Below are 25,207 nucleotides of genomic sequence, written 5' to 3'. Positions count from 1 at the left end.
GTAGTTTACCGTATTTACAACTTTCAGAAGTTTGTGAAACTTGTGTACAGTCTAAAACATGAACAACGTCATCTCCATGTCCGGCGTGACGAAGACCTTCGGCCGGACCCGGGCTCTCGACGGTCTGGACCTCCAGGTCAGCGCCGGCGAGGTGCACGGCTTCCTGGGCCCGAACGGCGCCGGGAAGTCCACCACGATCCGCGTGCTGCTCGGCCTGCTGCGGGCCGACGCCGGCACCGTGCGGATGCTCGATGGCGACCCCTGGAAGGACGCCGTGTCGCTCCACCGCCGCCTCGCCTACGTGCCCGGCGACGTCACCCTCTGGCCGAACCTGTCGGGCGGCGAGGTCATCGACCTGCTCGGCCGCCTGCGCGGAGGGCTCGACAAGAGCCGCAAGGCCGACCTGATCGAGCGCTTCGAGCTCGACCCGCGCAAGAAGGGCCGCGCCTACTCCAAGGGCAACAGGCAGAAGGTCGCGCTGATCGCCGCGCTCGCCTCCGACGTCGAGCTCTACCTCTTCGACGAGCCCACCTCGGGCCTGGACCCGCTGATGGAGGCGGTCTTCACCGACTGCGTCGGCGAGCTGCGCGCGCAGGGCCGCACCGTCCTGCTCTCCAGCCACATCCTGGCCGAGGTCGAGAAGCTCTGCGACCGGGTGAGCATCATCCGCGACGGCCGCGTCGTCGAGACCGGCACCCTGGCCGAGCTGCGGCACCTGACCCGCACGACCATCACGGCCGAGCTCATCGGCGCCCCCAACGGCCTGTCGGGCGTGCACGGCCTGAAGGTCGACGGCAACCGCGTCACCTTCCAGGTCGACTCCGGCGACCTCGACGAGGCGCTGCGCCAGCTGACCGCCTCGGGCGTGCGGACGCTGACCAGCCAGCCGCCGACCCTCGAAGAGCTCTTCATGCGCCACTACACGGGAGCCGCGCGATGACCGGCACCGCCTCCCTCATCCGGCTCATCCTGCGCCGGGACCGGATCGTGCTGCCGCTCTGGGTGATCATCCTGGGCGTGCTGCCGATCAGCCAGACCTCCGGCATCGCCGGGCTCTACCCCACCACGCAGGAGCTGGAGGCCTTCGCCGCCTCGATGCGCGCGACCCCCGCCTTCTCGGCGCTGTACGGCCCGCTGCTCGACTCCACCGCCCCCGCCCTGGGCATCTGGCGCGCCGGGTTCATCCCCGTGATCATCGCACTGGCGAGCATCCTCATGGTGATCAGGCACACCCGGGTCGAGGAGGAGAGCGGCCGCCGCGAACTGCTCGGCTCGACCGTGCTCAGCCGCAACGCCGCCCTCACCGCCGCCCTGATCGTGACCTCGGGCGCCTCCGCCGTGCTCGGCCTCATCGTCTTCGCGACCTTCGCCGGCACCTACCCGGTGGCGGGCGCCGCGGCCGCGGGTCTGGGCTACTTCCTGGTCGGGGCGGTCTTCGCGGCCGTCGGCGCGGTGGCGGCCCAGCTCACCGAGAGCGCCTCGGCCGCGCGGGCGATCGGCCTGTCGGCGCTGGGCGTCTTCTTCCTGGTGCGCATGGCGGCCACCGTCAGCGAGTCCGCCTGGCTTTCCTGGGTGTCGCCGCTGTCGTGGGGTCAGAAGCTGCGGCCCTTCGCGGGCGAGGAATGGTGGCCCGTGCTGCTGCTCGTGGCCGGGTTCGCGGTTCTCGCCTACGCCGCCTACACGCTGTCGGCCCGTCGCGACGTGGGCGCGGGCCTGCTGCCGCCCTCGCTCGGTCCCGCCGAGGCCGCCCCCGGCCTGAACAGCCCGCTGGCGCTGGCCTGGCGCATGCACCGCGGACCGCTGATCGGCTGGAGCGCCGGCATGGCCTTCGCCGGCCTGGTGATCGGCAGCGCGGCCCAGGCCGCCTCCGACGCCCTGGCGGGCAACGAGACCGTGATGCGGATGCTCACCGCGATGGGCGCGGCGGGCTCGGTCGGCGACCTGTTCATCGCCATGCTCGTCAGCGTCTTCGGCCTCGGCGTGGCGGGCTACGCCATCCAGGCGGCGCTCAAGGCGCGCGGCGAGGAGTCGCTGGGCCGGGCCGAGCCGCTGCTGGCCGCGGCGGTCGGCCGCGTCGGCTGGGCCGGCAGCCACGTGTTCTTCGCCTTCGCAGGTCCCGCGATCGCGCTGCTCGTCGCGGGCGCGGGCGTCGGTCTGTCGTACGGCCTGGCCAGCGGCGACGTCGGCACCCAGCTCCCGCGCACGATCGGCGCGGCCCTGTCCCAGCTGCCCGCCGCCTGGACCCTGGCGGGGCTGGCCCTGGCCCTGTTCGGGCTGCTGCCGAGGCTGACCGCGGCAGCCTGGGGCGTGCTCCTGCTCTTCCTGCTGTTCGGGCAGGTCGGAGCGGTGCTGGAGCTGCCGCGGGCGCTGCTGGACCTGTCGCCGTTCACCCACTCGCCCCGGCTGCCGGGCGGTGACGTGAGCGCGGCGCCCCTGCTGATCATGGCGGGGATCGCCGCGGCCCTGACAGCGGCGGGCCTGTACGGCTTCCGCCGCCGCGACGTCCAGGTCTAGGAGTAGATCACCGAGAGGAACCTGAGCAGGACGGCCTCCCGCTTGTCGGCGGGCAGGCCGTCCAGCACGGCGTTGACCACCGCCATCTCCGGCTGGGCCTGGCTGGTCAGGTCGACGCCGACGGAGGCGGCGAGCTCGGCGAAGGTGGCGTCGTCGAGCGCGTCGAGGTCGAGCCCGGCGATCAGGTCGATCAGCCCGTCGGGAAGCGTGGCCGGCCCCCGCCGGCGGGCGGCCTCGGCCGACTTGGCGATCACCTCCAGCATCGCCTCCACCCCGGCCAGCGTGGCCCCGGTGACGGTGATGTGGATGTTGGCCGGGATGCCCGCGTACGACAGCTGCGGCTGCAGGAACCAGCCGAGCTTGCGCGCCTCGTCGGCCAGGACGAACACGTCGATCTCGGTGGAGCCGAAGGCCACCAGCGTCGAATCCGGCTCGCCCAGCACGCTCAAGCCGTCGATCGCGGCGATGCCCTCGCGCAGCCGGCGGGCCGCCTCCAGCGACCTGCGGCCCAGCTCGACGTAGCCGTCGCGGCCCAGCGCCTGCATGGTCGCCCAGGCCCCGCCCAGCGGACCGGCGGACCGCGAGCTCTGCACGGTGGCGTTGATGATCGTGTAGCCGGGCCAGGCGGCCGAGGCGAAGTAGGCCTTGCGGCGCAGCGCCGGGTCGCGGAAGAGCACCACGGAGGCGCCCTTGGGCGCGTAGCCGAACTTGTGCAGGTCGCACGAGATCGAGGTGACGCCGGGCACCGACAGGTCGAAGGGCGGCACCTCGGCCCCCGCCTCCCTCAGCCACGGCAGCAGCCACCCGCCCACGCAGGCGTCGACGTGGCAGAGCACGCCGCGCTCCGCGCAGATCGCCGCGACCCGCTCGACCGGGTCGACCACGCCCTGCGGGTAGGAGGGCGCCGAGACGACCACCAGGACGGTGTCGCCGGTGATCGCCGCCTCGACCGCCGACGGCTCGACCCGGTAGGTCTCCAGGTCCACCGGCACGGCGACGACCTTCACCCCGAGGTAGTGGGCGGCCTTGTGGAAGGCCGGGTGGGCGGTGACGGGCACCACCATCTCCGGAGCCTTCGTGGCGGCAGCGTCGCGCGCGGCCTTGACCGCCAGCATGATCGACTCGGTGCCGCCGCTGGTGAAGATGCCGTGCCCGCCGCCCAGCAGCTCCGCCACCGCGCCGACCACCTGCTTCTCCATCTCCACGATGCTCGGGAAGGCCGTCGGGTCGAGGGAGTTGACCTCCAGCATCTCGAAGTAGCCGCTCGCGGCGGCCTCGTGCACCTCGGGACGGCCGGTGTCGTAGACGTAGGCGGTCACCTTGCCGCCGCGCACGGGCAGGTCCGCGCCCTTCAGACGGGCGATCTCGGCGAGCAGGTCCTCGGTGGAGCGTCCGTGCTCGGGCAGGGTCATGCGGGAGTCAACTCCTTGGTGGCCAGGCGGCGGTAGGCGACGACGAACGGGAGGCTGGCCAGCATCAGGGCGGCGGGCAGCGCGGTGAAGCCGAGCGTCAGCCCGGTCAGGGCGGAGTCGGGCTGGGCGGCGGGGGAGTCGAAGGGCGCCGAGGTGAACGAGGTGAACGCCAGCACCGCGGCGTACAGGCCGGGGCCCAGCGCCATCCCGGCGGTCTCGCCCGCGGTCCACAACCCGGTGAACGCTCCCGCCTGGGCGTGCCCGGTCCTGGCGGTGTCGGCGTGCACGGTCTCGGGCAGCAGCGACAGCGGCAGCAGCTGCAGGGCGGCGTAGCAGACGCCGACGAGCGCCGTGATCGCCAGGGTGAGCGGCACCGAGGTGATGGCGGGGATCAGGGCCAGCGCCGCGACCGTGAACCCTCCGGTCGCCGCCAGGTAGCAGGTGACCATGCCGAAGCGCCGCGCCGCCCACGACCACATGGGCACGGCCGCCGCGCTCAGCCCGACCATGCAGACGAACATCATCGAGGTCAGGCCGTAGTTCCCGAGCCGGTAGGCGGCCACGTAGGGCGCTCCGGCGAGCATCACCGACACGCCGAGGGCCTGGATCACGAAGGCGGCCAGGAGGGCGAAGAAGGGCCGGTTGCCGCGTGCCGTACGGAAGGAGGCGACCAGCCCGAGAGGCGCGGGGCCGGGGCTCGAGCGCACCCAGCGCACCGAGCGGGTCGAGATCAGCAGCACCACCGCCATGACCAGGCCGACCGCCACGCCCATCGCGGCGTAGCCGGCGCGGCCGTTGCCCGCCGCCTCGACGATGGCCGGGGCCAGGCCGCCCGCGACGAGGATGCCGGCGGTCAGGCAGACGATGCGCCAGGCCATGATCCGGGTGCGTTCGGCCGTGCTGCCGGACATCTCCGCGGGCAGCGCCACGTACGGCACCTGGAAGCAGGCGAACGCCGAGGCCGCCGCGACGAAGGCCAGCGCCACCCACCACGCGCCCGGGGCGGCGAACATGGCGGCGAAGGCGATCGGCAGCGTGACGGCGCCGATCGCCAGGAGCCTGGTCCGCCGGCCGGTGCGGATCGCCTCACGGTCGCTGGCCGCGCCCACGATCGGGTTGAGCAGCACGTCCCAGGCCTTCGGCACGACCAGGACGGCCCCGGCCAGCGCCGCCGAGACGCCCAGCACGTCGGTCAGGTAGTAGAGCAGCAGCAGTCCGGGGACGGCCGAGAAGACGCCGGTGCCGACCGAGCCCAGCCCGTAGCCGAGCAGCCGGCCCCTGCCTAGCGAGGCCACTCGCCCGCCAGTCCCAGCGTCATGTGCGCCTGGCGGTGCAGGTGGCGGCGGAACCGTTGCAGCGCCGCGCGGTCCTCGCCCGCGCGCCGCCTGCCCGTGTCGCCCATCTGGCCGCCCATGATGTAGCCGTTGACGCACCAGATCACGGTCCACAGGGCCGACTCGAGGTCGCCCTCCAGCCTGCCCTCGAAGCCCTCCATGACCATCGCCAGCAGCGGGCGCACGTACTGCAGCTCCAGCTCGGCGATGTCGTCGGCGTCCGACAGCCAGCGGTGCATCCACAACGCCGACACCTCGGGCCGGTCGAGCAGGAAGTCCAGGTAGCGGTCGATCAGCAGGTGGATGGCGCGGACCGGGTCGTCGGCGGGCGGCGCGTCGGCCAGCGCGCCCGCGAGCGCGGCCCGCTCGGCCAGGTGCGCCCGCTCCATGACGGCCAGGTAGAGCTCGCGCTTGGCCCCGACGTGGTAGTTCACGGTCGCGATGTTGAACCCGGCGGCCTCGGCGATCTGCCTGGTCGAGGTGCCGTCGTAGCCGAGCGCCGCGAACAGGCGCGTGGCGGAGGCGACGATCGCCTCCACTTGGCTGGATGTCATAAGCGCCCACGTTATGTCCGCTTTGTCGGATCAGTCAATCGTTTGATGGAATCCCAGCCGGGCCTTGACCACCACCTCATGGAGCACCTGGTGCGCCGAGGCGGACTCCGGCAGGACCGAGCGCCCGCACTCCTGCTCCAGCAGCGCCGACAGGCGCATCACGTCGGCCTCCAGCCGGCCGCGGTCCGGCGCCCCGCCCGGCAGCGGCCCGTGCTCGGCCGCGCGCTTGGCCTCCACCAGCTCGGGCACGTACGGCGGGACCAGGTGGTAGAGCCTGGTCAGATCGGCCTGGACCTCGCCCGTGCGCATCAGGTGCACCCCGGTGGCCAGCACCCTGAAGGTGTACAGCAGCGGCTTGAGCTCGCCGTTCCTGTCGAACAGCCGCCACTGCGTGCGCGAGAAGCCCAGGTAGTGGTGGGCGTGATGACGCGTCAGGCACCCCGCCGCCGCCCGCCGCAGCTCCTCGTGCACCGGCGAGGACGACACCACCAGCGGCGAGAGCAGCTGCTCCAGCACGTAGCCGTTGCGGTTGAGCAGCAACCGGCAGAACTTGGCCAGGTCGTGGGTGACCAGGTCGACCTCCACGCCCTCGCGGTCCCACGTGCGGTCGATCGTCTCGGGACCGTGGCGCAGCCCCACCACCTCCTCGGCCGGGAGCAGGTGCACGCCGCGCAGGTCGACGTCGGAGTCGGCCGAGGGGAAGCCGTACAGGTGCGCGCCGCTCACGGTCGCGAACACCAGGGGGTAGCGCTCGCCGCGCGCCACCTCGGGCAGCCATCCGGGCAGGTTCACAGGCTCGCCTTCCGCACCCGCACCAGGAACTCCTCGACCGCGCCCCGGTCGGGCTGCTCGGGCAGCACGTCCGGCAGGGCGGCGAGCCCGTCGGCCAGCTCCCGCCGCCACGCGACCACCTCGGCGAACGGCAGCTCGCCCCGCCGTACGGCCAGCAGCCGCTCGCGGTGGGCGCCCACCTCGACCAGCGGCTCGCCGTGCTCCAGCAGGTGGCGGCCGGACAGCAGCAGGCGGATCATGTGCATGGCCTGCTTGTGGTTGGGCCGCTCCGGCTTCAGGCGGCGGAACTGCGCCTCGGCGTACTCCACGAACGTCTCCCTGGCCCGGCGGGAGACGAACGCCCCGCGCAGCGCGCGCAACTCCTGGCCGACCGGCGTGGCCAGCTCCACGATAGGCGACCACAGGCACTCCAGCACCGTGGGATTGGCCTGCAGGGCCAGCACGCAGAACCGCTCCAGCTCCCACGAGAACTGCTCGGGCCTGGGCCCGTCGAGATGGGTGGGCGGCTTGTCCAGGCGCCAGAACAGCGCGGCGGGCACGGCGAACACGCCGCGCCTGTCGGTGTCGGACGCTTCGGTCTCCAGGCCGTAGGCACGCGAGCCGACGACCACGGAGAGCACGGTGTGCTCGGGGTAGTCCACCGTGCCCACGATAGAGGCGTCAGGAACGCGCCAGCGCGTGGGCGATCTCCGCGGTCGCCTCGTAGAGCCGCCGGTAGAGCCGGTAACGCTCGTCGTAGGAGGCCGCCGGGTCCGGGTGGACCGTGGAGGCGACCGGGTTCCACCCGCCGGTGTCGATGCCGAGGGCCTGGCCGGCCAGCATGGCGTCGCCGTACGCCGCCCCGATCGTCTGGGCGGGCAGGTCCTGGGGCAGCCCGAGCACGTCGGAGACGATCTGCGTCCACAATCCGCCCCGAGTGCCGCCGCCCACCGCGACGAGCCGGCGCGGCGCGGGCATGACCTCCAGGTTGTGGCGGACGGCGAACGCGGTGGCCTCCAGGGCGGCGCGGTAGAGGTGGCCGCGCCCGTGACGCAGGGTCAGGCCGATCAGGGCGCCGCGCGCGTCGGGGTCGAACAGGGGAGTGCGCTCGCCCGCGAAGTAGGGCAGCATCAGCAGCCCCTCGCAGCCGGGCGCGACGGCGGCGGCCTCGGCGGTGAGCTCGGCGAACCCCGCGCCCGTCAGGTCGCCCAGCCACGAGGTGATCGCGCCGGAGGTGGCGGTGCCCGCGGCCAGGTTGAAGGTGCCGGGCGACAGGCCCACCGTGCCCCACAGGTGCGGGCTCGTGGCGCGGGAGGCGAGCACCTGCACGATGAACATCGTCGTGCCGTACATCAGCATGACGTCGCCCGGCTCGCGCACGCCCGCGCTGTGCGCCTCGGCCCAGGCGTCGATGGTCCCGGCCAGCACCGGCAGGCCCTGCGGGAGGCCGGTCCTGGCGGCGGCGCCGGCCGTGACCGTGCCCGCGACCTCGCCGCTCCACAGCAGCCGCGGAAGGTCGAGCCCGGGAGCGATCTCGGCCGCCCAGTCCTCGATCCACCGGTGCGGCTCGTAGAGCGGCGCGCACTGGCTGGCCGAGTGGTGATCGAGCACGTAGGCGCCGGTCAGCTCGTGCACGATCCACGAGTGCGCCATGAACAGCCGCCTGGTGCGCGCCCACGTCCCGGGCTCGTGCTCACGCAGCCACTCCAGCTTGGGCCCGACCGCCTGCGAGGTCAGCGGCGAGCCGCAGCGCTCCAGGATCGCGGGGTAGCGGCGGTTCTGCGCCTCGATCTGCGCGGCGGCGCGCGTGTCGACGCCGTACAGGATGGCCGGCCGCAGCGGCGTGCCGTCGGCGGCGGCCGGCAGCACGCACGGCCCGATACCGCTGACGGCGACCCCGGCGATGCCGGGACGGCCCAGCTCGGCGACGATGTGCGCGAAGTCGTGCCACCAGACCTGCTCCGCGTCGTGCTCGAACCAGCCGGGCCTGGGCGTGGAGGTGCGGTGCTCGCGGGTGGCCGTGGCCAGCACGTCACCGTCGGGGGAGAGCAGGACCCCCTTGGAGCTGGAGGTGCCGATGTCGACGCCGAGCAGCATCTACAGCGCCTCGAAGTCCACGTCGAGCTGGAGGCAGACCGCCTGCAGCTCGGCCAGGTAGTCGCCGGGCACGGCGTGGATGTGGTTGGCGCCGAAACGCTCCAGGAAGGTGGTCGCCGGGGTGTGCAGCCGGGTGAAGGCGTGCGGCCACTCGAAGGTGGACTGGCGGGCCATGGCCTCGTTGGTGGCGTCGTCGTAGAGCTCGAAGGCGCCGCGTGCCACGTGCATGCGGTAGCGGCCCTCCCTGCGGGTCAGCCGGGCGAAGGTGGCCTCGCCGGGCGCCGCGAGGTGGTGGACGCTTGCCCCACCGGCGGGGAAGAAGAAGACCTCGGGGTAGAAGTGGGTCCTGGCCAGGTTCTCGGCGGGGTCGTCCGAGCGGGCCGCGTACCAGGTGGCGTGCTGGCCGGAGTTGCACAGGTCCCACACGTCACGGTCGGCGTGGTAGTGACGCACGTCGGCGAAGAGCACCGGGTCGCCGCTGAGCAGCTTGAGGATCTGCATGGTCAGCGCGCCGTCCATGTCGGCCTCGGTGGCGCAGACGTGCGTCTCCTTCGGGCCCTCCCAGTCGTAGGGGTCGTTGAGGAACGCCTCGGCCACGTCCATAGTGCAGAAGTGGGTGGTCAGCTCGGGCTGGCCCTTGATGCCGGAGAAGTCGAGGTTCCACTCGTCGATGAGCTCGCGCATCGCGTAGTAGGCGCGGATCTGCCGCTCGAACAGCTCGGGGGTGAGCTGCCTGCCGTCGTAGTGCACGTTGCCGTGCCGCTCCAGCCACTCGCGGGCCTGCTTGACCCTGGTCGAGTCGGCGTTGTCGCTGCGCCGGACGATCTCCCACTGGTCGATCTCCTCGACGTCGACCCCGAACTGGCGCATCCACTGGTCGGTGTTGGCGACGGCGGTGTTCATGCCCATCGGCCTGCCGCCGATGCGGCCGAAGGTGGAACCGCGCAGGCCCTGGACGGCACGCGCCGCGCGGACCTGGGTGAGCACCCGGTCCAGCACCGCCGGGTCGGTGATGTCGCCCCAGGCGCGCGAATGGCGGCGGCCGACCTGGTCGAGCGCGCCGCCCCCGGCGAGCATGCCCACCATGCCGGGCTGGGCCGGGTCGATGTTGGCCATCAGCAGCAGCGGGCCCCTGGTGGCCTCCGCGGCGAGCATCGTGAAGTGCGGGAAGGCCCAGACGGCGTAGTTGAAGACGGTGAGGTCGGGCCGCTGGTCGGCCACCCAGCGGGCCTGGCTGGTGGCCAGCTCGTTGGTCCAGACGATCTCGGGGGCGACGACGACCTCGTGGCCGGCGCGGCGTAACTCCTCCGCGAGCGTGGCGGTCGCCTGATCGATGTGCTCCACCAGGTCCCGGGCGACGTAGTCGCGCCCGTCCGACATGTTCAGCAGTCCGATTCGTGCCACGAGAGCTCCTTGAGAAATCGGTTGCTAGAAATCGATTTCCGATAAAGTAGGCTCCCGGTGGCATGGTGTCAATGGCACGCTTGGAGGCGTGGTGTCGAGAATCACGATCAAGGATGTGGCCGAGCTGGCGGACGTCTCGCCCGCCACGGTCTCCCGGGTTCTCAACCACGGCCCCACCGTCGCCGAGGACCTGCGCGACCGGGTCATGGCCGCGATCCGCCAGCTCGGCTACCGTCCCAACAGCCAGGCCCGCTTCCTGCGCACCCGCGCGACCACCGTGCTCGGACTGGTCATCTCCGACATCACCAACCCGTTCTTCACCTCGATGGTGCGCGGCGCCGAGGACGCCGCGAGCAAGGCGGGCTACTCCGTCGTGCTCGCCAACACCGACGAGGACCTCGACAAGGAGCAGCGCTACATCGAGGTGGCCGCCGCCGAGAACATGGCCGGCGTCATCCTGTCGCCCGCCTCGGCCACCCGCACCTCCATCGAGCTGCTGCTCGAACGCGGCATCCCGGTGGTCACCGTCGACCGCCGCCTGCAGACCGCCAAGGTCGACCGGGTCGGCGTCAACAACGTGCGCGCCGCCCAGGAGGCCGTCATCCGCCTGGTCGACCAGGGCTGCCGCCGCATCGGCTTCATCGCCGGTCCCGCCGAGGTCACCACCGCCGCCGACCGCCTGTCCGGATACAAGCACGGGCTGCGCGCCTCGGGGCTGCCCTTCTCCCGCGAGCTGGTCGTGCGAGGCGACTACCGCATCGAGGGCGGCCGTGCCGCCGCCGCGACCCTGATGCGGCTCGCCCCCCGGCCCGACGCGCTGTTCGTCTCCAACAACCTGATGACGCTCGGGGCCGTCATGACCCTGCGCGACCTCGGGCTGAGCTATCCCTCCGACATCAAGCTCGCCGCCTTCGACGACATGAGCTGGACCCTCGGGCTGAGCGACACCATGACGCTCATCTCGCAGCCGACCTACGAGATCGGCCGCCAGGCCTGCGAACTCCTGCTGCGCAGGATCGCGGGCGAACGTTTCCCGCCCCGCCACGTCGTCCTGGGCGCCACTCTCGACTGAGCCCGCTTCCGTCTTGACGGGAGTCGCGAGTACTCCGAGAATGCGGAGAAATCGATTTCCGGAAGAGGTGCCGGACGATGAAAGCCGCAGCGCGCTTATCTGGAGCGCTTCTCATGACCACCGCCCTGCTGACCGTCACCTACGACGCGGGCGCCTCCACCGCCAGATCCCCGGCGGTGGTGGTGAGCAAGATGACCGGCCCCGACTCCGTGAGCTCCACCGCCGCCCGATGGAAGGTGAAGGCGACGGACCTGGGCATCATGTGGGACAACGGGGCGGGCGAGATCCTCGCCGCCTTCGGCGACACCTTCGGTGACACCTGGGCCCCGCCCGGGGCCAACGGCGACGACTGGCGCAGCCAGGTGCTGCTCAGGAGCCGCGACCGCACCCTGTCCGACGGCATGTCGTTCGACAGCGCCGCCACCGACGCGCCCGGCCATGCCAAGGAGCTCATCCCCAGCAGGAAGATCGACGGCGACGAGATCACCGTGATCCCCACGGCCGGCGTCTCCGTCGGATCCCGGCAGTACCTGGCCTACATGTCGGTCAGGCACTGGGGACCGCCCGGTCAGTGGGACACCAACCACGCGGGCATCGCCTACTCCGACGACAACGGCCAGAACTGGACGACCGCCGGGACCCCGCGATGGGACAACCCCGCGGGGGCCGATCACTTCCAGATGGCCGCCATGGTCAGGCGTGACGGCTTCGTCTACCTGTACGGCACGCCGAACGGCCGCAACGGCGCCGCCTACCTGGCCAGGGTGCCCGAGGACCAGATCCTGGTGAAGTCCGCCTACCGCTACTGGACGGGAAGCGCCTGGCAGCAGGGCCAGGACACGCTGGCCGTCCCCATCGTGCCGGCCCCGGTCGCCGAGCTGTCGGTGCAGTTCAACGCCTACGCCGGCAAGTGGCTGATGACCTACCTCATGGGCGAGGACCTGGTCCTGCGCTCGGCCGCGGCGCCCACCGGGCCGTGGAGCGCGCCGCGGGTCGTGGCGAGCTTCGCCGACTTCCCGGGTCTGTACGGCGGCTTCATGCATCCCTGGTCGAGCGGCCCCGACCTGTATCTGGCGCTGTCGGAGTGGACGCCGTACAACGTCTACCTGATCAGGATCCAGCTCGACCGCAACGCGGCGATCGTCAACCCGAACCTGGTCACCGACCCGAGCTTCGAGCGTGACCAGGGCGCGTGGACGTGCACGGGCAACTGCGGCGTCGACAACGCCACCTGGAGCTTCACCGCCGACCACAACGGCTTCGTGCGCTACAACCGCGGCTGGCACGACCTGCACCAGACCGTCACCGTCAGCCCGAACACCGACTACGTGCTGACCGGCTTCCTGCGCACCTCGGCCAACAACGACAACGGCTTCTTCGGCGTGCGCAACCCGGGCGGCGCGCCGATCCGGGAGGTCAACTTCCGCGCGGTCGGTTCCTGGACCCGGTTCACGGTCGCCTTCAACAGCGGGAACCGCAGCTCGGTGCAGGTGTTCGCGGGGATCTGGACCGACAACGGCGACCTGTGGCTGCAGGCCGACGACATCGCGGTCGTCCGCGCCGTCCCTTGACGCCGCTGCCGGGCAGGAGTAGGACCCGTGTTCAGTAATCGATTTCTCACTGGAGGATCTCCGTGACCTATGGCCCGTTCGGCAGCAGCCTGCGCGACCTGCCCCGGCTCCGCACCCACCGCCGGCGCCGCGAATCCAGCTGGGACCGCACCGGCGGCAACGACGACCGCGTCACCGTCGAACCCGGGCAGACCGTCACCCTGGCCGACATCAGCGGAGCCGGATCGGTCAACCACATCTGGATGACGGTGGCCCCGCGCGACCCCGGCACGCCGGAGACGGCCGACCGCGACTTCCTGCGCAAACTGGTGCTGCGCGTCTACTGGGATGACAACGAGCACCCGAGCGTGCTGGTGCCGCTGGGCGACTTCTTCGGCGTCGGCCACGGCCGTACGGCCAACTTCGTCTCCGCCCCGCTGCAGATGAGCCCCCAGGACGGCAAGGCGTTCAACTGCTTCTTCCACATGCCCTTCGCCAGCCGAGCCCGCTTCGAGCTGACCAGCGAGTGCGAGAGCGAGGTGCTGTGGTTCTACTACTACATCGACTACGACCAGTTCGACACGCTGGGCGAGGGACTGGGCCGATTCCACGCCCAGTGGCGGCGGCAGAACCCCGCCGACGGCCTGCCGCAGGCGCAGATGTCGAATGCGGAGTGGCTGTTCGGGGGAGCCAACCGCGACGGTGACGGCAACTACGTCATCCTCGAGGCCGAGGGGCGCGGCCACTACGTCGGCTGCGTGCTCAACGTGACGAACCTGCGCCGGACCAGCGACTGGAACTGGTACGGCGAGGGCGACGACATGATCTTCATCGACGGCGAGGCCTTCCCGCCGAGCCTGCACGGCACCGGGACCGAGGACTACTTCAACACCGCCTGGTGCCCCAGCCAGCCGTACCACGCGCCGTACCACGGGCTCACCCTGCCCGGCGGCGAGAACTGGAGCGGGCAGATCTCCATGTACCGCTTCCACGTCGAGGACCCCGTGCCCTTCACCACCTCGATCAAGGTGAGCATCGAGCACGGCCACGCCAACCGCCGCAGCGACGACCTGTCCTCGGTGGCCTATTGGTACCAGGAGCTGCCGCACCGGCCCTTCGGCCTGCCCGAGGTCAGCGCCCGGTTACCGATCTTCTGAAGGAGCTCACGTGAAGACCTGGCCCATAGTCCTGACCCTCGCCCTGCTGGCGGGCTGCGGAGGCACCCCCACCCAGAAACCGGCCGGCAAGGCCGAGATCCAGCTGTGGCAGCAGAAGTTCACCGACCAGGAGGATGCCTGGTACAAGAAGGCCGTCTCGGCCTTCAACGCCTCGCAGGACAAGGTCGTGCTCAAGCACACGATCGTCCCCGCCGACGCGTGGGAGCAGAAGATGAAGGCCGCCCAGGCCGCGGGCAAGGCGCCCGACGTCTACACGCTCAACTACAACAAGGTGCCCGGCTTCGCCCGCACCGGCCAGATCCAGGCCCTCGACAAGCTCATCGCCGCCGACAAGTGGGCGGGGCTGCAGGAGGAGGTGCTCGGCTCGGTGGAGTACAAGGGCGCCAGGTACGCCTACCCCATGCTGGTCGAGCCGTCGGCGGTGCTCTTCTACCGCAAGGACCTGTTCGCCAAGGCCGGACTCGACCCGAACCGGCCGCCCGCCACCTGGGACGAGCTCATCCAGTACGGCAAGCGGCTGACCACCAAGGACGTGTCGGGCCTGGTGACCGCCGGGGTCGCCGTGGACATGGCGTGGTCGACCTGGGGGCTGCAGTGGAACGCCGCCGGCCACCTGCCGATCAGTGACGACTGGTCGTCGTCCCAGGCCGCCGATCCCCAGTACAAGCGGCTGCTGCAGGCCTACCAGACCCTCTACAAGGAGGGCATCATGCCCAAGCAGCCGCTCGCTCCCTACGCCGACGCCAACCCCATGGGCCAGGGCAAGGCCGCGATGATGGTCTGCGGCTCCTGGGCGGCCAGCGTCCTGCTGTCGGACTACCCGAAGATGGTCGGCGACATCGCCGCCGCCCCGCTGCCCTCCTTCGACGGCGACGCCACCAAGCCGACCGCCACGCTGGGCGGCTGGACGCTGGTGGTCGACGCCAAGTCCAAGAGCCCGCAGCCCGCCGCCGACTTCGTCTCCTGGCTGCTGGCCGGTGACACCACGCTCCTGGTCGACTTCTTCAAGACCACGAAGTTCTCCAAGTACTCCCCGCGCGAGGTGGTGGCGCAGGCGGTCAAGAACGACCCGGCCGCCGCCGAGAACGTGTGGGCCAAGACCATCGAGGACAAGATCGTCGCCTACGCCAAGCCGGAGCCGGCCTACGACTTCGCCATCAGCCTGGCCTTCGGCAAGGCCATGGAGAAGGCGCTGCAGGGCAAGGACATCGACACCGCGCTGAGCGAGGCCGACGCCGAGATCAAGTCGGTCATCACCAAGAACAACCTGGCGGGGCAGGGCTCGTGAGGAGAAGACGTGACACGGGGGTCGCGCTGCTCATGCTCGGCCCCCTGCTCGTCCTGCTCGGCGTCTTCGTCCTGTGGCCGCTGCTGCACGCCGTCTGGATCAGCTTCTCCACCTGGAGCTTCTACGAGGCGCCCGTCTTCGTCGGGCTGGAGAACTACGTCAACGTCCTGACCGACGAGGAGTTCTCCGCCTCGGTCATGCGCGGCCTGGCCTTCTCGGCGATGGTGGTGCCGGCGCAGGTGGTCATCGCGTTCGTCTTCGCCAACCTGGTCAAGTCGGTCAGCAGGCGGATGGCCACGGTGCTGAAGGTGACCATCTACATCCCGGTCGTGGTCTCCGAGGTGATCGCGGCGATCGTCTTCAGCCTCATCTACGCCTACAAGGGCGGGCTGCTCAACTGGTTCCTCGGACTGCTCGGGGCGGGGGAGGACACCGCCTGGCTGGGCGAGACGACCACGGCCCTGCCGGCCGTGGCCGTGCCCGCCATCTGGATCGGGACCGGCCTGGCCTCGCTGATCATGCTGGCCGGGCTGCTCGACATCCCCGAGGTCTACTACGAGTGCGCCTCCCTCGACGGGGCGGGCGGCTGGACGAAGATGACGAGGATCACGCTGCCGCTGATGAAGAACATCATCCTGTTCCTGCTGGTCACCGGGTTCGCCGCGTCGCTGCAGTTCCTCGTCGTGCCGCTGGTGATGACCCAGGGCGGGCCGCTCGACTCCACGATGCTGCCCAACCTGTTCATCTTCCGCCACTTCACCAACGACCTGTACGTGGGCTACTCGATCGCCGCCGCGCTGCTGCTCTTCGTGGTGCTGGGGACGATCTCGGCGATCATCTTCCGGCTGGTGCGATCGGAGAAGGCGGTGGACGGCTGATGCTCAGATACCCGCTGGCCGCGCTGTTCGTGGTGGCCGCGCTCTTCCCGCTGGCCTGGACGGCGGTGGCCGGGTTCAAGTCCAAGACCGAGGTCGTGGCCACGCCCTTCCAGTTCTTCCCCGAGGTCTGGTTGTGGGACAACTACGCGCAGATGCTCGCCGACGAGGCGTTCCTGCGCTCGCTGGGCGTGACGTTCGTGGGCGCGGTGCTGTTCGCCGCGCTCAGCCTGGTTGTCAACTCGCTGGGCGCCTACGTCTTCGCCCGGCTGGAGTTCGCCTTCAAGCGCACCCTGTGGGTGATCGTGCTGACGACGATGTTCGTCCCGGCCATCGCGATCATGCTGACCTCCTTCATCGTCGTCACCCAGCTCGGCATGCTCGACTCCCTCACGGTCCTGGTCATCCCCGGCGCCGCCTCGGGCGCGCAGGTGTTCTTCCTGCGGCAGTACTACCTGGGACTGCCCACCGCGCTGGAGGAGGCCGCGCAGCTCGACGGCGCGGGACCGTGGAAGATCTTCACGAGCATCTTCGTGCCGCTGTCGAAAGGAGCCTTCGTCGTGGTCGGCGCCACGTCGTTCCTGGCCTTCTGGAACTCCTACATCTGGCCAGTGCTCACCATCACCGACCCCTCGCTCTACCAGGTGCAGCAGTACCTGGCCACCTTCCGATCCGACCGGACCTCGGAGATGGCGATGCTCATGGCGGGCTCGACACTGGCCGCGCTGCCGGTCATCGTGCTCTTCCTGGTCTTCCAGCGGCAGATCATCGCCGGCGTGCGCCTGTCGGGACTGAAATGACGGCCCACCTCGCGATGCCCGTGGGCGGCATCGGCACGGGCAACTTCGCCGTCTGCGCCGACGGCGGGCTGCGGCAGTGGCAGCTGGCCAACACCGGCGACCACCGCGGCGAGCTGCCCGGCACCTTCTTCGCCGTGCGCGCCGCGCAGTGGGAACCGCCGTCGAACACCACCCGCGTCCTGCAGGGACCGCCCGCCGAGCCGACCGGGACGCCGCTGGTCAACGACGACCACGTGCCCGGCTGGCAGCGCGAGCTGCTCCGGCGATTCCCCGGCGTCGCAGGGACCCGGTTCCGCGGCCGCTACCCCTTCGCCGAGCTCGACTTCCTCGATCCAGGGCTGCCGGTCGAGGTCGGCATGGAGGTGTTCAACCCGCTGGTCCCGCTCGACGTGGAGCGCAGCTCGCTGCCAGCCGCCCTGTTCACCTTCACCCTGCGCAATCCCGGCCCCTTCCCGGTGCACGCGTGGCTGGCGGCCGCCGTACGCAACCCCGTCGGCGGCCGCAACCTGGTCCGCAGGCGGCACGGGTGGACGTCGCTGGTCATGGACGAGCCGGGGCTCGACCCGGCCGCCGCCGGGAACGGCCAGGCGGTGCTCGCCGCCGACTCGCCGCTGACCTCGGTGTTCCCGTCGTGGAGCGAGCCCGCGCAGTTCCTGCGCTTCCTCGACAGCCGCGCGGTCTTCGTCGGCGCTCCCGGCTCGGCGGGCTGGGTCGCCGACCACCAGCCCTCGGGTACGGCCCCGCCCGGCGGCCCGTGCGGCGGCCTGGCCGTACCCGCCATGCTGGAGCCGGGCGAGAGCGTCACGATCAGGCTCTGCCTGGCCTGGTACTTCCCCAACCGCTACGCCGACTTCGTGCAGTTCGGCCCGCCCGACCCGCGGTGGGGCCCGACGAGGTTCTGGCTCGGCAACGCCTACGCCACCCGCTTCGCCGACGCGCTCGACGTCGCCGACACCGTGCGCACCGGCTGGCACGAGCTGCGCTCCGCCAGCCTGGACTGGGTCGGCACGCTGCACGACAGCAGCCTGCCCGCGCACGCGGCCGAACACCTGGCCGCGCAGGCCTCCATCCTGCGCAGCCCTTCCTGCTTCCAGAGCGCCGACGGCGCCTTCTTCGGCTTCGAGGGGGTGCTCGGCGCCTCCACCACCATGTGGTCGGGCGACCACGGCGGCTCCTGCCCGCTGAACTGCACCCACGTGTGGAACTACGCCCAGGCCGTGGCCAGGCTCTTCCCGTCGCTCGAACGGAGCATGCGGGCGACCGAGTTCGAGGTCATGCAGGCGCCGCAGGGCTACCTCCCGCACCGCGTGATCGTCCCCACGTACCTGCGCCAGCTCTGGGACGTGCCGATCGGCGGCCCCGGCGAGCCCGCGCTCGACGGCATGCTCGGCGCCATCCTGAAGACCTACAGGGAGGTACGGCACGGCAGCGACCGCTCCTACCTGCCGCAGCTCGAACGCATGCTCACCCACATCCGCCGCACCTGGGACCCCGACGGCACCGGCGTGCTGCGCGGCGTCCAGCCCTCCACCCACGACATCGACCTGACGGGCGTCAACCCCTTCATGGGCACCCTGTGGCTGGCGGCCCTGCGGGCCGCGGGCGAGCTGACCGGCTCGGACGAGCTGCGCGAGCTGTTCGAGCGGGGGAGCGCCGCCTACGACGAGGCGATGTTCAACGGGGAGTACTTCGTCCAGGTGCTCGACGAGCCGGTCGACTTCCAGTGGGGCGAGGGCTGCCTGTCGGACCAGCTCATCGGCCAGTGGTGGGCGCACCAGCTCGACCTGGGGCACGTGCTGCCCGCCGGGCACGTGCGCTCGGCCCTGCGCGCGATCGTGCGGCACAACCTGCGCAAGGGTTTCCACGGCTTCGAGCATCCGTACCGGGTGTTCGCCGACGGCGACGACACCGGGCTGCTGATGTGCACCTGGCCGCGCGGTGGCCGCCCCGCCGTACCCACGCGCTACTGCGACGAGGTGTGGACGGGCAGCGAATACCAGGTCGCGGCCCACTGCCTGTGGGAAGGGCTGGAGGAGGAGGCCTGGCAGATCCTCGACGGCCTCTAGGCCCGCTACGACGGCAGCCGGCGCAACCCCTACAACCAGATCGAGTGCGGCGACCACTACGTGCGCGCGATGGCCGGATGGTCGGTGGTCGAGGCGCTCGGCGGCCTGTCGTGGGACGCGCGTTCCGGCGCGCTGACCGTGCGCCGCCCCGGCCGCTGGCCGCTGCTGCTGCCGTCGGGCTGGGGCCAGGTCGTGCGCGACGCCGGCGCCGTGCACGTGGTCTGCACGGCGGGCGCCATGGACATCCGCAGGGTCAACGGCAGGCGGGTCGCGGCCACGCTCACGGCGGGGGAGACGTTCAGCGCCGCGCTCCCCTGAGCAGGTGGGCGATCGTCTCCGCGTATTCCGCCCGCACCCGGAACCGGTCCTGCTCGGGCACCTCGGAGATGGCCATGCCCGCCGCGCCCAGCATGTGGAAGGTGATGCGCGTCATCGGCTCCAGGGGCAGCGGCGGCATCTCCCCGGCGTCGATGAGCAGCTGGATGAACTGCTCGATCAGGCCGCAGGAGTACTCCTTCTCGAGCTCCTTCCACCGCACCCAGCCCAGCGCCAGCGGCGCCTCCTGCCACACCACGCGGCTGTAGACCGGATCGCAGCACCAGTCGAGGAACTTCTCGGTGGCGGCGACCGCCGCGCTCCACGGATCGCGCGCGCCCTCCGCGGCCTGGGCCACCTCCCGCATGACCCGGCTCTCCAGCGCCTCGGCCACCGCCTCGAAGAGGGCCGGTTTGCTGCCGAAGTGGTGGTAGACCGCGCCGCGCGTGGCCTGGATGTCGGCCGCCACGTCCTCGAGCGAGGTGCCGGCGAAGCCGCGTTCGGCGAACCGCCGGGTCGCGGCTTCCAGCAGCGCGGCCCTGGTCGCGTCGGAGTACTGCTCTCGCCGGCTCTTGACATGGGGCATGCGCGGAGCATACGACATACACAGCGTATGTTTCCAACACTGAGTAGGTGAGCGTTGTGGAGCTGTTGTTCAATCCGCTCGAGCCGGGGTTCGCGGACGACCCCTATCCGGCCTACGAGCGCATGCGGGAGCTCGATCCCGTGCACGAGCACCCGTTCGGCTTCTGGCTGCTCACCCGCCACGGCGACGTGTCGGAGATCCTGCGCGCCAGCCTGTCGGTCGACGACAGCCTGGTCTCCGGAGGCCTGGTCCGCGACCAGCAGGAGCAGATGGACCAGCTGGGCAGCAGGGTGCTGCGCCTGTCCATGCTCGACCGCGATCCGCCCGACCACACCCGGCTGCGCTCCCTGGTGGCCAAGGTCTTCACCCCGCGCAAGGTCGCCGCGCTCGAACCCGAGGTCACCGCGCTCGTCGACGCCGCCCTGGACGAGATCGCCCAGGGCGGGCGCGTCGACCTGGTCGAGACCCTCGCCTTCCCGCTGCCGTTCGCCGTCATCTCCCAGATGCTCGGCATGCCGCCCACCGACCACGCCCGCATCCGCGAGCTCAGCGGGCTGCTCGTGCGCTCGCTGGAGATCGTCGCCGACGACGAGACCCTCAGCGCCATCGCCAAGGCGGGCGCCGAGCTGGCCGCCCTCACCCGCGAGCTGATCGACTGGAAGCGCGACCATCCCGCCGACGACCTGCTCACCGCCCTGATCGCGGCCGAGAACGACGGCGACAGGCTCACCGACGAGGAGCTCGTCGCCCAGGTCGTGCTGCTGTACGTCGCCGGGCACGAGACCACGGTCAACCTGATCGGCAACGGCGTCGTCGCCCTGCTGCGCAACCCCGCCCAGCTCGCCCTGCTGCGCTCGGACCCCTCTCTGGCGGGCAACGCGATCGAGGAGTTCCTGCGCTACGACAGCCCCGTGCAGCAGACGCGCCGCATCACCCGCGAGCCGTACGCCGCCGGGGGGCGCGAGATCCCGGCCGGCGCGTTCGTCATCGCCTCCCTGGCCTCGGCCAACCGCGACGAGCGTGTCTTCGGCCCCGACGCCGACCGGCTGCGCATCGACCGGCCCGAGGCCAGGAGCCAGCTGTCGTTCGGCGCAGGACCCCACCACTGCCTGGGCGCCGCCCTGGCCCGGCTGGAGGGCCGGGTCGCCATCGGGCGGCTCGTCGAGCGGTTCCCCGCGCTGGCACTCGACGGCGAGGTCACGTGGAACGGCCGCATCAACCTTCGCGGCCCCGACCGGCTTCCGGTGGCGGTGTGAAGGGTGTGCGCTTGCTCTGCCTGATGAGCCTGCGATGGAAGTCCTGCATGAACAGCGCCGTGTCGCCCTGCTCGTCGACCTGGGCGACGACGGTCAGCCGGTCGTAGTCCCAGTGACGGCCGAGGAAGTCACGCTCCTCGGGTGACAGGTCGAAACGGTCGCTGAGCGCCAGCCCGAAGTCGGTGAAGTAGACCTGCTCGCCGTCGGTCATGATGTTGTGGAAGTGGGCGTCGAAGTGCACCAGCCCCCGGCTGCGCATGAACGCCGCCCCTTCCAGCAACTGCCGCTCCGCCGTCCGGTCCGCCAGGGCGGGGAAGTGCTCCAGGAAGATCACCAGGCTCGTGTCCGACGCCTCGATCGCCTGGAGCCTGCGGCGGATGCGTTCGTCGCCGTCCCAGTAGGCGACGGTCTCGTCGATGTCCTCGTAGTCACCGCCCGCCGGGCCCGGCAGCACGCGCCAGTGGTAGGCCAGAGGGAAGCCCGGGTGGTCGCCCGCCAGGACCCAGTTGGTGGTCATCACGTGCGCGGCCAGCTCACGCCAGGCGCCGAAGCCCGTGGAGCCGAGGCCGTACTGGTAGAAGGTAGGCAGGCCGAAGAGGTTGGCGGTGCTCCTCGGATGGGCCAGCTCCAGGTCGGTGAGCGGGATCTTCTTGACGAAGACCTCCGCCGCGCCGGCGTCGAGGACGAACGTGGCGCCGCCGATGCCCCGGCCGTTGACGGGAGCCGTGGCCAGGGCCTTGGCGAGGCGGTCGTCGCTCATGAGCTGCAGAGTGGTGGAGATCTCGGAGAAGCGGCCGGGCCGCGCTCGATCCATGGGCGGGATTCTGCGTCGGCCGCGGCGCCCGGCTCAACTGGATTTCCGCGGACCCCTCCGGCGAGGCGTCACCCGCGGCTCACCGTCGTCTCGCGATCCACGCGTGACAACTTCGCGGGATTGCGCACCGCGTACAGCCCCGTGATGAGCCCGCCCTCCACCCTGGCCGCGAACACGGTGTCGACCTCGCCGCCGACCCGCAGCACCAGCGCCGGATGCCCGTTGATCTGCGCGGGCTGCAAGGCCGCGACGCCGTACCTGGACAACCGCGCCGCCAGCCAGGCGACGTGGCCGGCGCCCACGAGAGGAGTGAGGGCCGCCTGGACGGCCCCGCCGCCGTCGCCCAGGAAGACGACGTCGGGCGCGAGGATGCTGAGCAGCCCCTGCAGGTCGCCCGTCTCCGCCGCCCGCTGGAAGGCCGCGAGCGCGCCGCGGATCTCGTCCTGGGAGACCCCCGCGCGCGGCCGGCGCGCCGTGACGTGCGACCGCGCCCGGTGCGCGATCTGGCGCACCGCCGCCGCGCTCTTGCCGACCGCCTCGGCGATCTCGGCGTACGGCAGGTCGAACACGTCACGCAGCACGAACACCGCCCGCTCGGTCGGCGTCAGCGTCTCCAGCACCAGCAGCATCGCCATCGAGACGCTGTCGGCCAGCTCCACGTCCTCGGCCACGTCGGGCGAGGTCAGCAGCGGTTCCGGCAGCCACGGCCCGACGTACGACTCCTTGCGCCTGCCGAGCGTGCGCAGCCGCATCAGCGCCTGGCGCGTGACCATGCGCACCAGGTAGGCGCGCTGGTCCTGCACCACGCCGAGATCGACGCCCACCCACTTCAGCCACGTCTCCTGCAGCACGTCCTCGGCGTCGGCGGCCGAGCCGAGCATCTCGTAGGCGACGGTGAACAGCAGGTTGCGGTGGGCGACGAAGCCCCGGGTGGCCGCGTCCATCCGGCCGGCGTCGTCACTCATGGTCGGCTCCCGCCGGTCGCACGTTGTGGTTCTGGGAGAACAGGTTGGCGGGGTCGTACCTGCGCTTGACCGCCGCCAGCCGCCGGTAGGTGCGCGGCGGGTAGACGGCGGCGACGTCGTCCTCGTCCGCCGTGGCGAGGAAGTTGGCGTAGGCGCCGTTGACCTGGGGGGCGAGCCGGGCCCAGAGCGCCTCCAGGCCGGGACGCGCCGCCTCGACGACCGGCTCGGGGCCCGCGGTGGTGGTCACCACCATCAGCTCCGCCCGCCGGTGCGCGTAGGCCGTGGCGTCGCCGGGCACCCGCGAGACCGCGCCGCCGACGCTGCGCACCGCGATGAACGGCGACCCCTGCGACCCGCCGACCTCGGCCAGGACGCTCAGGACCTCGCGCACCGATCCGCTCTCGACGAAGGCGTTGCGGGTGAGCAGCCGGATGCCGGGAGGCGCCGCGCCGCCCTCGACGAGGATGTCCGCGTACGGCCGGAGCGCGACGGTGTCGCCCACCACCGTGCCCAGGGCGCGGATCGGGTCGACGGCCTTGGCCGCGAGTTCCGGGTCGTCGCCGTCGAAGGCGACCTGGACCTCCACCGGCGCCCCCGGCCCGCCCGCGAACGGGTTGGCGAAGCTCACGATCGAGGTCAGCTCCTCCGGCGCGCCGCGCAGGTGTTTCCGCCCACCCTTGCAGCACCCCGGCCAGTTCGGCCGCCGGGAAGGAGATCGTGCCGAAGAACACCTCGGTCGTCCGGTGCGCCCTGAACTCGAAGGCGGTCACGACACCGGCGTTGCCCCCGCCGCCGCGCAGCGCCCAGAACAGCTCCGGGTGCTCCTGCGCATCGGCACGCAGCACCTCGCCCGAGGCGACGACGACCTCCGCGGCCACCAGGTTGTCCAGGGCCAGGCCGTACTTCCTGACCTTCCACCCGATGCCGCCGCTCAACGTCAGCCCGCCCACGCCGACGCTCCTGGTATCGCCCGACGAGATCGCCAGCCCGTGCGGGGCCAGGGCGTCCGCGACCTGACCCCAGGTGGCGCCGCCGCCGATCCGCACGACGCCGCCGTCGAGGACCTCCACGCCGTCGAGCCGTCCCAGGTCGATCACCACGCCGCCGTCGTTGGTGCCGAAGCCGGCGAACGCGTGCCCGCCGCCGCGCACCGACAACACCAGCCCTGCCTCGGCGGCGTACCGCACGGCGGCCCGCACGTCCGCCACATCGGCGGGCCGCAGGACGCGGGCGGGGCTGCCCGCCACCAGCATCGTACGGCCGGCGTCGGCGTAGCCGTCGGCTCCGGGCTCGACGATCTCGCCGCCGAAGTCACGGCGAAGGGTGTCCAAGGGTGCGTTCATGAGGTGTTCCTCCAGCGATCCGCGTTCGTGTCCGGTCGACCATGAGATGCCGGTGACCGGGCGCCTGTGACACGGGGCGCGTGTGAGCTGGACCACATGCGCCTGAACGCGTGGTGCTCCGGCACCGCCTCACCCAGGACCCCGACAGGCAGACCCACGACCCTCGCGCACACCACATGAGGCAGAATCGACCTCGTACGGCCAGGCACGAGGCGTCCCGTCTCGACGTGGTGGCCGTAATGCTCGGCTGTGACCAGTCAGGGGGTGGACCATGCCGATCGAGAGCGACCACCGCGGCTCGGACTCGCCCTACGTGGCACGGGTCTGGCGCGGCCGTACCTCCGGCGTCGACCAGATGACCTCCATCGCCACCTCGACCTGGGAACTGGTCTTCTGGGAGCAGCAAGGCGTCATGCACGCCGCCGTGCGCGGCCCCGAGACGACGGCGTCGAGCGCCGAGTCGATGGGCGACTCGGAGTCGTTCGGGATCACCTTCGCCCACGGCGCCTCGATGCCCCACCTCCCGATCGGCGCAATCGTCGACGGCGGCCAGGACAGCCCGCACGTCACAGAACGCACGTTCCTCCTGCGCGGCGAGGAATGGCGGATCCCCGACTTCGACGACGCCGAATCGCTCGTGGACCAGCTCGTGCGCGCCGGCGTCCTGGTGCGCGACCCCCTCGTGGACGAGGTGGTGCGGGGCGGCGCCGCGCAGGTCGGGTCGCGGGCGGTGCAGCGCCGCGTGGCCGCGGCCACCGGACTCACCCAGGGCGCGATCCGCCAGATCGAACGGGCGCGAGAGGCGGCGGTGCTGCTCAGCGCGGGCGTCCCCGCCCTGGACGTGGTGCACCGGCTCGGCTACTACGACCAGCCGCACCTGGCCCGCTCCCTGCAACGGTTCATCGGCAGGACCGCCACGCAACTGCGGCAGCCCGATCCCGCCGCCGACCCCCTGTCGCTTCTGTACAAGCCCGAGAACCCGGCCGGCTCATAACGTCGTGTGCGAGCGGTGA

Annotated in this window: 23 protein-coding genes and 1 pseudogene; 12 read left to right on the top strand and 12 right to left on the bottom strand. The window is 71.4% G+C overall.

From position 1 onward, the window contains the following. Positions 1-58 precede the first annotated feature (58 nt). Complete coding sequence (locus tag ACIBH1_RS21570) at positions 59-940, top strand: ATP-binding cassette domain-containing protein (RefSeq protein ID WP_397315599.1); 882 nt, start codon at positions 59-61, stop codon at positions 938-940. Then, positions 937-2,514: an ABC transporter permease gene (locus ACIBH1_RS21565; RefSeq protein WP_397315598.1), complete on the top strand. Its 1,578-nt coding sequence runs from the start codon at positions 937-939 to the stop codon at positions 2,512-2,514. The genes ACIBH1_RS21570 and ACIBH1_RS21565 overlap by 4 nt, the downstream gene beginning before the upstream one ends. Here ACIBH1_RS21565 and ACIBH1_RS21560 read toward each other — a convergent pair. The 7 genes from ACIBH1_RS21560 to ACIBH1_RS21530 are packed head-to-tail and all read right to left on the bottom strand — an operon-like array spanning position 2,511 to position 10,086. Beyond that, positions 2,511-3,926, bottom strand: coding sequence for a pyridoxal phosphate-dependent decarboxylase family protein (locus ACIBH1_RS21560; protein WP_397315597.1), 1,416 nt, complete (start codon positions 3,924-3,926; stop codon positions 2,511-2,513). The genes ACIBH1_RS21565 and ACIBH1_RS21560 overlap by 4 nt on opposite strands. Further along, positions 3,923-5,221 carry an MFS transporter gene (locus ACIBH1_RS21555; protein WP_397315596.1) on the bottom strand — a complete coding sequence of 433 codons (1,299 nt, stop codon included), beginning with the start codon at positions 5,219-5,221 and terminating at the stop codon, positions 3,923-3,925. The genes ACIBH1_RS21560 and ACIBH1_RS21555 overlap by 4 nt, the downstream gene beginning before the upstream one ends. After that, complete coding sequence (locus ACIBH1_RS21550) at positions 5,209-5,814, bottom strand: TetR/AcrR family transcriptional regulator (RefSeq protein ID WP_397315595.1); 606 nt, start codon at positions 5,812-5,814, stop codon at positions 5,209-5,211. Before ACIBH1_RS21550 ends, ACIBH1_RS21555 begins: the two co-directional genes overlap by 13 nt. A gap of 30 nt (positions 5,815-5,844) precedes the next feature. Continuing rightward, the gene (locus tag ACIBH1_RS21545; RefSeq protein ID WP_397315594.1) at positions 5,845-6,606 is read right to left on the bottom strand and encodes a DNA polymerase beta superfamily protein; all 762 of its coding nucleotides are present in this window, start codon (positions 6,604-6,606) and stop codon (positions 5,845-5,847) included. Beyond that, the gene (locus ACIBH1_RS21540; protein WP_397315593.1) at positions 6,603-7,247 is read right to left on the bottom strand and encodes a DNA polymerase beta superfamily protein; all 645 of its coding nucleotides are present in this window, start codon (positions 7,245-7,247) and stop codon (positions 6,603-6,605) included. The genes ACIBH1_RS21545 and ACIBH1_RS21540 overlap by 4 nt, the downstream gene beginning before the upstream one ends. Positions 7,248-7,266: 19 nt before the next feature. After that, entirely contained in the window at positions 7,267-8,682 is a 1,416-nt protein-coding gene (locus ACIBH1_RS21535) for an FGGY-family carbohydrate kinase (RefSeq protein ID WP_397315592.1), read from the bottom strand. Then, on the bottom strand, positions 8,683-10,086 hold the full coding sequence (locus ACIBH1_RS21530; protein WP_397315591.1) for an L-fucose/L-arabinose isomerase family protein: 1,404 nt from the start codon (positions 10,084-10,086) through the stop codon (positions 8,683-8,685). Positions 10,087-10,174: 88 nt separating this feature from the next. Between ACIBH1_RS21530 and ACIBH1_RS21525 the strand changes: the two genes are divergently transcribed. From ACIBH1_RS21525 to ACIBH1_RS21490, 8 genes are all read left to right on the top strand, one after another. Further along, positions 10,175-11,158 carry a LacI family DNA-binding transcriptional regulator gene (locus tag ACIBH1_RS21525; protein ID WP_397315590.1) on the top strand — a complete coding sequence of 328 codons (984 nt, stop codon included), beginning with the start codon at positions 10,175-10,177 and terminating at the stop codon, positions 11,156-11,158. Between the two features lie 113 nt (positions 11,159-11,271). Next, a complete protein-coding gene (locus tag ACIBH1_RS21520; RefSeq protein WP_397315589.1) occupies positions 11,272-12,729 on the top strand; it encodes a DUF4185 domain-containing protein in 1,458 nt (485 codons plus the stop codon). 62 nt (positions 12,730-12,791) lie between these two features. After that, complete coding sequence (locus ACIBH1_RS21515; protein WP_397315588.1) at positions 12,792-13,865, top strand: glycoside hydrolase family 172 protein; 1,074 nt, start codon at positions 12,792-12,794, stop codon at positions 13,863-13,865. Between the two features lie 10 nt (positions 13,866-13,875). Next, positions 13,876-15,174, top strand: coding sequence for an ABC transporter substrate-binding protein (locus ACIBH1_RS21510; protein WP_397315587.1), 1,299 nt, complete (start codon positions 13,876-13,878; stop codon positions 15,172-15,174). Next, the gene (locus tag ACIBH1_RS21505) at positions 15,171-16,052 is read left to right on the top strand and encodes a carbohydrate ABC transporter permease (protein WP_397315586.1); all 882 of its coding nucleotides are present in this window, start codon (positions 15,171-15,173) and stop codon (positions 16,050-16,052) included. Before ACIBH1_RS21510 ends, ACIBH1_RS21505 begins: the two co-directional genes overlap by 4 nt. Further along, the gene (locus tag ACIBH1_RS21500; protein ID WP_397315585.1) at positions 16,052-16,849 is read left to right on the top strand and encodes a carbohydrate ABC transporter permease; all 798 of its coding nucleotides are present in this window, start codon (positions 16,052-16,054) and stop codon (positions 16,847-16,849) included. Before ACIBH1_RS21505 ends, ACIBH1_RS21500 begins: the two co-directional genes overlap by 1 nt. Then, entirely contained in the window at positions 16,846-18,915 is a 2,070-nt protein-coding gene (locus ACIBH1_RS21495; RefSeq protein ID WP_397315584.1) for a GH116 family glycosyl-hydrolase, read from the top strand. The genes ACIBH1_RS21500 and ACIBH1_RS21495 overlap by 4 nt, the downstream gene beginning before the upstream one ends. Positions 18,916-18,984: 69 nt before the next feature. After that, complete coding sequence (locus ACIBH1_RS21490) at positions 18,985-19,233, top strand: hypothetical protein (RefSeq protein WP_397315583.1); 249 nt, start codon at positions 18,985-18,987, stop codon at positions 19,231-19,233. Here the strand turns inward: ACIBH1_RS21490 and ACIBH1_RS21485 are convergent. Then, complete coding sequence (locus tag ACIBH1_RS21485) at positions 19,214-19,816, bottom strand: TetR/AcrR family transcriptional regulator (RefSeq protein WP_397315582.1); 603 nt, start codon at positions 19,814-19,816, stop codon at positions 19,214-19,216. The genes ACIBH1_RS21490 and ACIBH1_RS21485 overlap by 20 nt on opposite strands. A gap of 47 nt (positions 19,817-19,863) precedes the next feature. Between ACIBH1_RS21485 and ACIBH1_RS21480 the strand changes: the two genes are divergently transcribed. Further along, on the top strand, positions 19,864-21,072 hold the full coding sequence (locus tag ACIBH1_RS21480; protein WP_397315580.1) for a cytochrome P450: 1,209 nt from the start codon (positions 19,864-19,866) through the stop codon (positions 21,070-21,072). On the opposite strand, the gene ACIBH1_RS21475 is transcribed toward ACIBH1_RS21480, so the two are convergent. The 4 genes and pseudogenes from ACIBH1_RS21475 to ACIBH1_RS21460 form a co-directional block, all read right to left on the bottom strand. Further along, the gene (locus tag ACIBH1_RS21475) at positions 21,032-21,886 is read right to left on the bottom strand and encodes a protein kinase family protein (RefSeq protein WP_397315579.1); all 855 of its coding nucleotides are present in this window, start codon (positions 21,884-21,886) and stop codon (positions 21,032-21,034) included. The genes ACIBH1_RS21480 and ACIBH1_RS21475 overlap by 41 nt on opposite strands. 68 nt (positions 21,887-21,954) lie before the next feature. Further along, complete coding sequence (locus ACIBH1_RS21470; protein ID WP_397315578.1) at positions 21,955-22,851, bottom strand: RNA polymerase sigma-70 factor; 897 nt, start codon at positions 22,849-22,851, stop codon at positions 21,955-21,957. Next, entirely contained in the window at positions 22,844-23,479 is a 636-nt protein-coding gene (locus tag ACIBH1_RS21465) for a BBE domain-containing protein (protein WP_397315577.1), read from the bottom strand. The genes ACIBH1_RS21470 and ACIBH1_RS21465 overlap by 8 nt, the downstream gene beginning before the upstream one ends. Before the next feature lie 265 nt (positions 23,480-23,744). Next, positions 23,745-24,104: pseudogene (locus tag ACIBH1_RS21460) on the bottom strand (FAD-binding oxidoreductase); the annotation flags it as partial. A gap of 361 nt (positions 24,105-24,465) precedes the next feature. On the opposite strand from ACIBH1_RS21460, the gene ACIBH1_RS21455 reads away from it, so the two are divergent. Further along, positions 24,466-25,188, top strand: coding sequence for a helix-turn-helix domain-containing protein (locus tag ACIBH1_RS21455; protein WP_397315576.1), 723 nt, complete (start codon positions 24,466-24,468; stop codon positions 25,186-25,188). Positions 25,189-25,207 lie beyond the last annotated feature (19 nt).

The sequence above is a fragment of the Nonomuraea sp. NPDC050663 genome, from assembly GCF_044456985.1.
Taxonomy (GTDB): domain Bacteria; phylum Actinomycetota; class Actinomycetes; order Streptosporangiales; family Streptosporangiaceae; genus Nonomuraea.
Note: the sequence above shows the minus strand (reverse complement) of the source record. Positions and strands in the feature narration are given on the sequence as shown.

What these genes read in the sequence shown, in the direction of transcription:
- ACIBH1_RS21570 (WP_397315599.1), top strand. Translation starts at nt 59, where the DNA reads ATGAACAACGTCATCTCCATGTCCGGCGTGACGAAGACCTTCGGCCGG.
- ACIBH1_RS21565 (WP_397315598.1), top strand. Translation starts at nt 937, where the DNA reads ATGACCGGCACCGCCTCCCTCATCCGGCTCATCCTGCGCCGGGACCGG.
- ACIBH1_RS21560 (WP_397315597.1), bottom strand. Translation starts at nt 3,926, where the DNA reads ATGACCCTGCCCGAGCACGGACGCTCCACCGAGGACCTGCTCGCCGAG.
- ACIBH1_RS21550 (WP_397315595.1), bottom strand. Translation starts at nt 5,814, where the DNA reads ATGACATCCAGCCAAGTGGAGGCGATCGTCGCCTCCGCCACGCGCCTG.
- ACIBH1_RS21535 (WP_397315592.1), bottom strand. Translation starts at nt 8,682, where the DNA reads ATGCTGCTCGGCGTCGACATCGGCACCTCCAGCTCCAAGGGGGTCCTG.
- ACIBH1_RS21520 (WP_397315589.1), top strand. Translation starts at nt 11,272, where the DNA reads ATGACCACCGCCCTGCTGACCGTCACCTACGACGCGGGCGCCTCCACC.
- ACIBH1_RS21500 (WP_397315585.1), top strand. Translation starts at nt 16,052, where the DNA reads ATGCTCAGATACCCGCTGGCCGCGCTGTTCGTGGTGGCCGCGCTCTTC.
- ACIBH1_RS21495 (WP_397315584.1), top strand. Translation starts at nt 16,846, where the DNA reads ATGACGGCCCACCTCGCGATGCCCGTGGGCGGCATCGGCACGGGCAAC.
- ACIBH1_RS21490 (WP_397315583.1), top strand. Translation starts at nt 18,985, where the DNA reads ATGGCCGGATGGTCGGTGGTCGAGGCGCTCGGCGGCCTGTCGTGGGAC.
- ACIBH1_RS21485 (WP_397315582.1), bottom strand. Translation starts at nt 19,816, where the DNA reads ATGCCCCATGTCAAGAGCCGGCGAGAGCAGTACTCCGACGCGACCAGG.
- ACIBH1_RS21475 (WP_397315579.1), bottom strand. Translation starts at nt 21,886, where the DNA reads ATGGATCGAGCGCGGCCCGGCCGCTTCTCCGAGATCTCCACCACTCTG.
- ACIBH1_RS21470 (WP_397315578.1), bottom strand. Translation starts at nt 22,851, where the DNA reads ATGAGTGACGACGCCGGCCGGATGGACGCGGCCACCCGGGGCTTCGTC.
- ACIBH1_RS21455 (WP_397315576.1), top strand. Translation starts at nt 24,466, where the DNA reads ATGCCGATCGAGAGCGACCACCGCGGCTCGGACTCGCCCTACGTGGCA.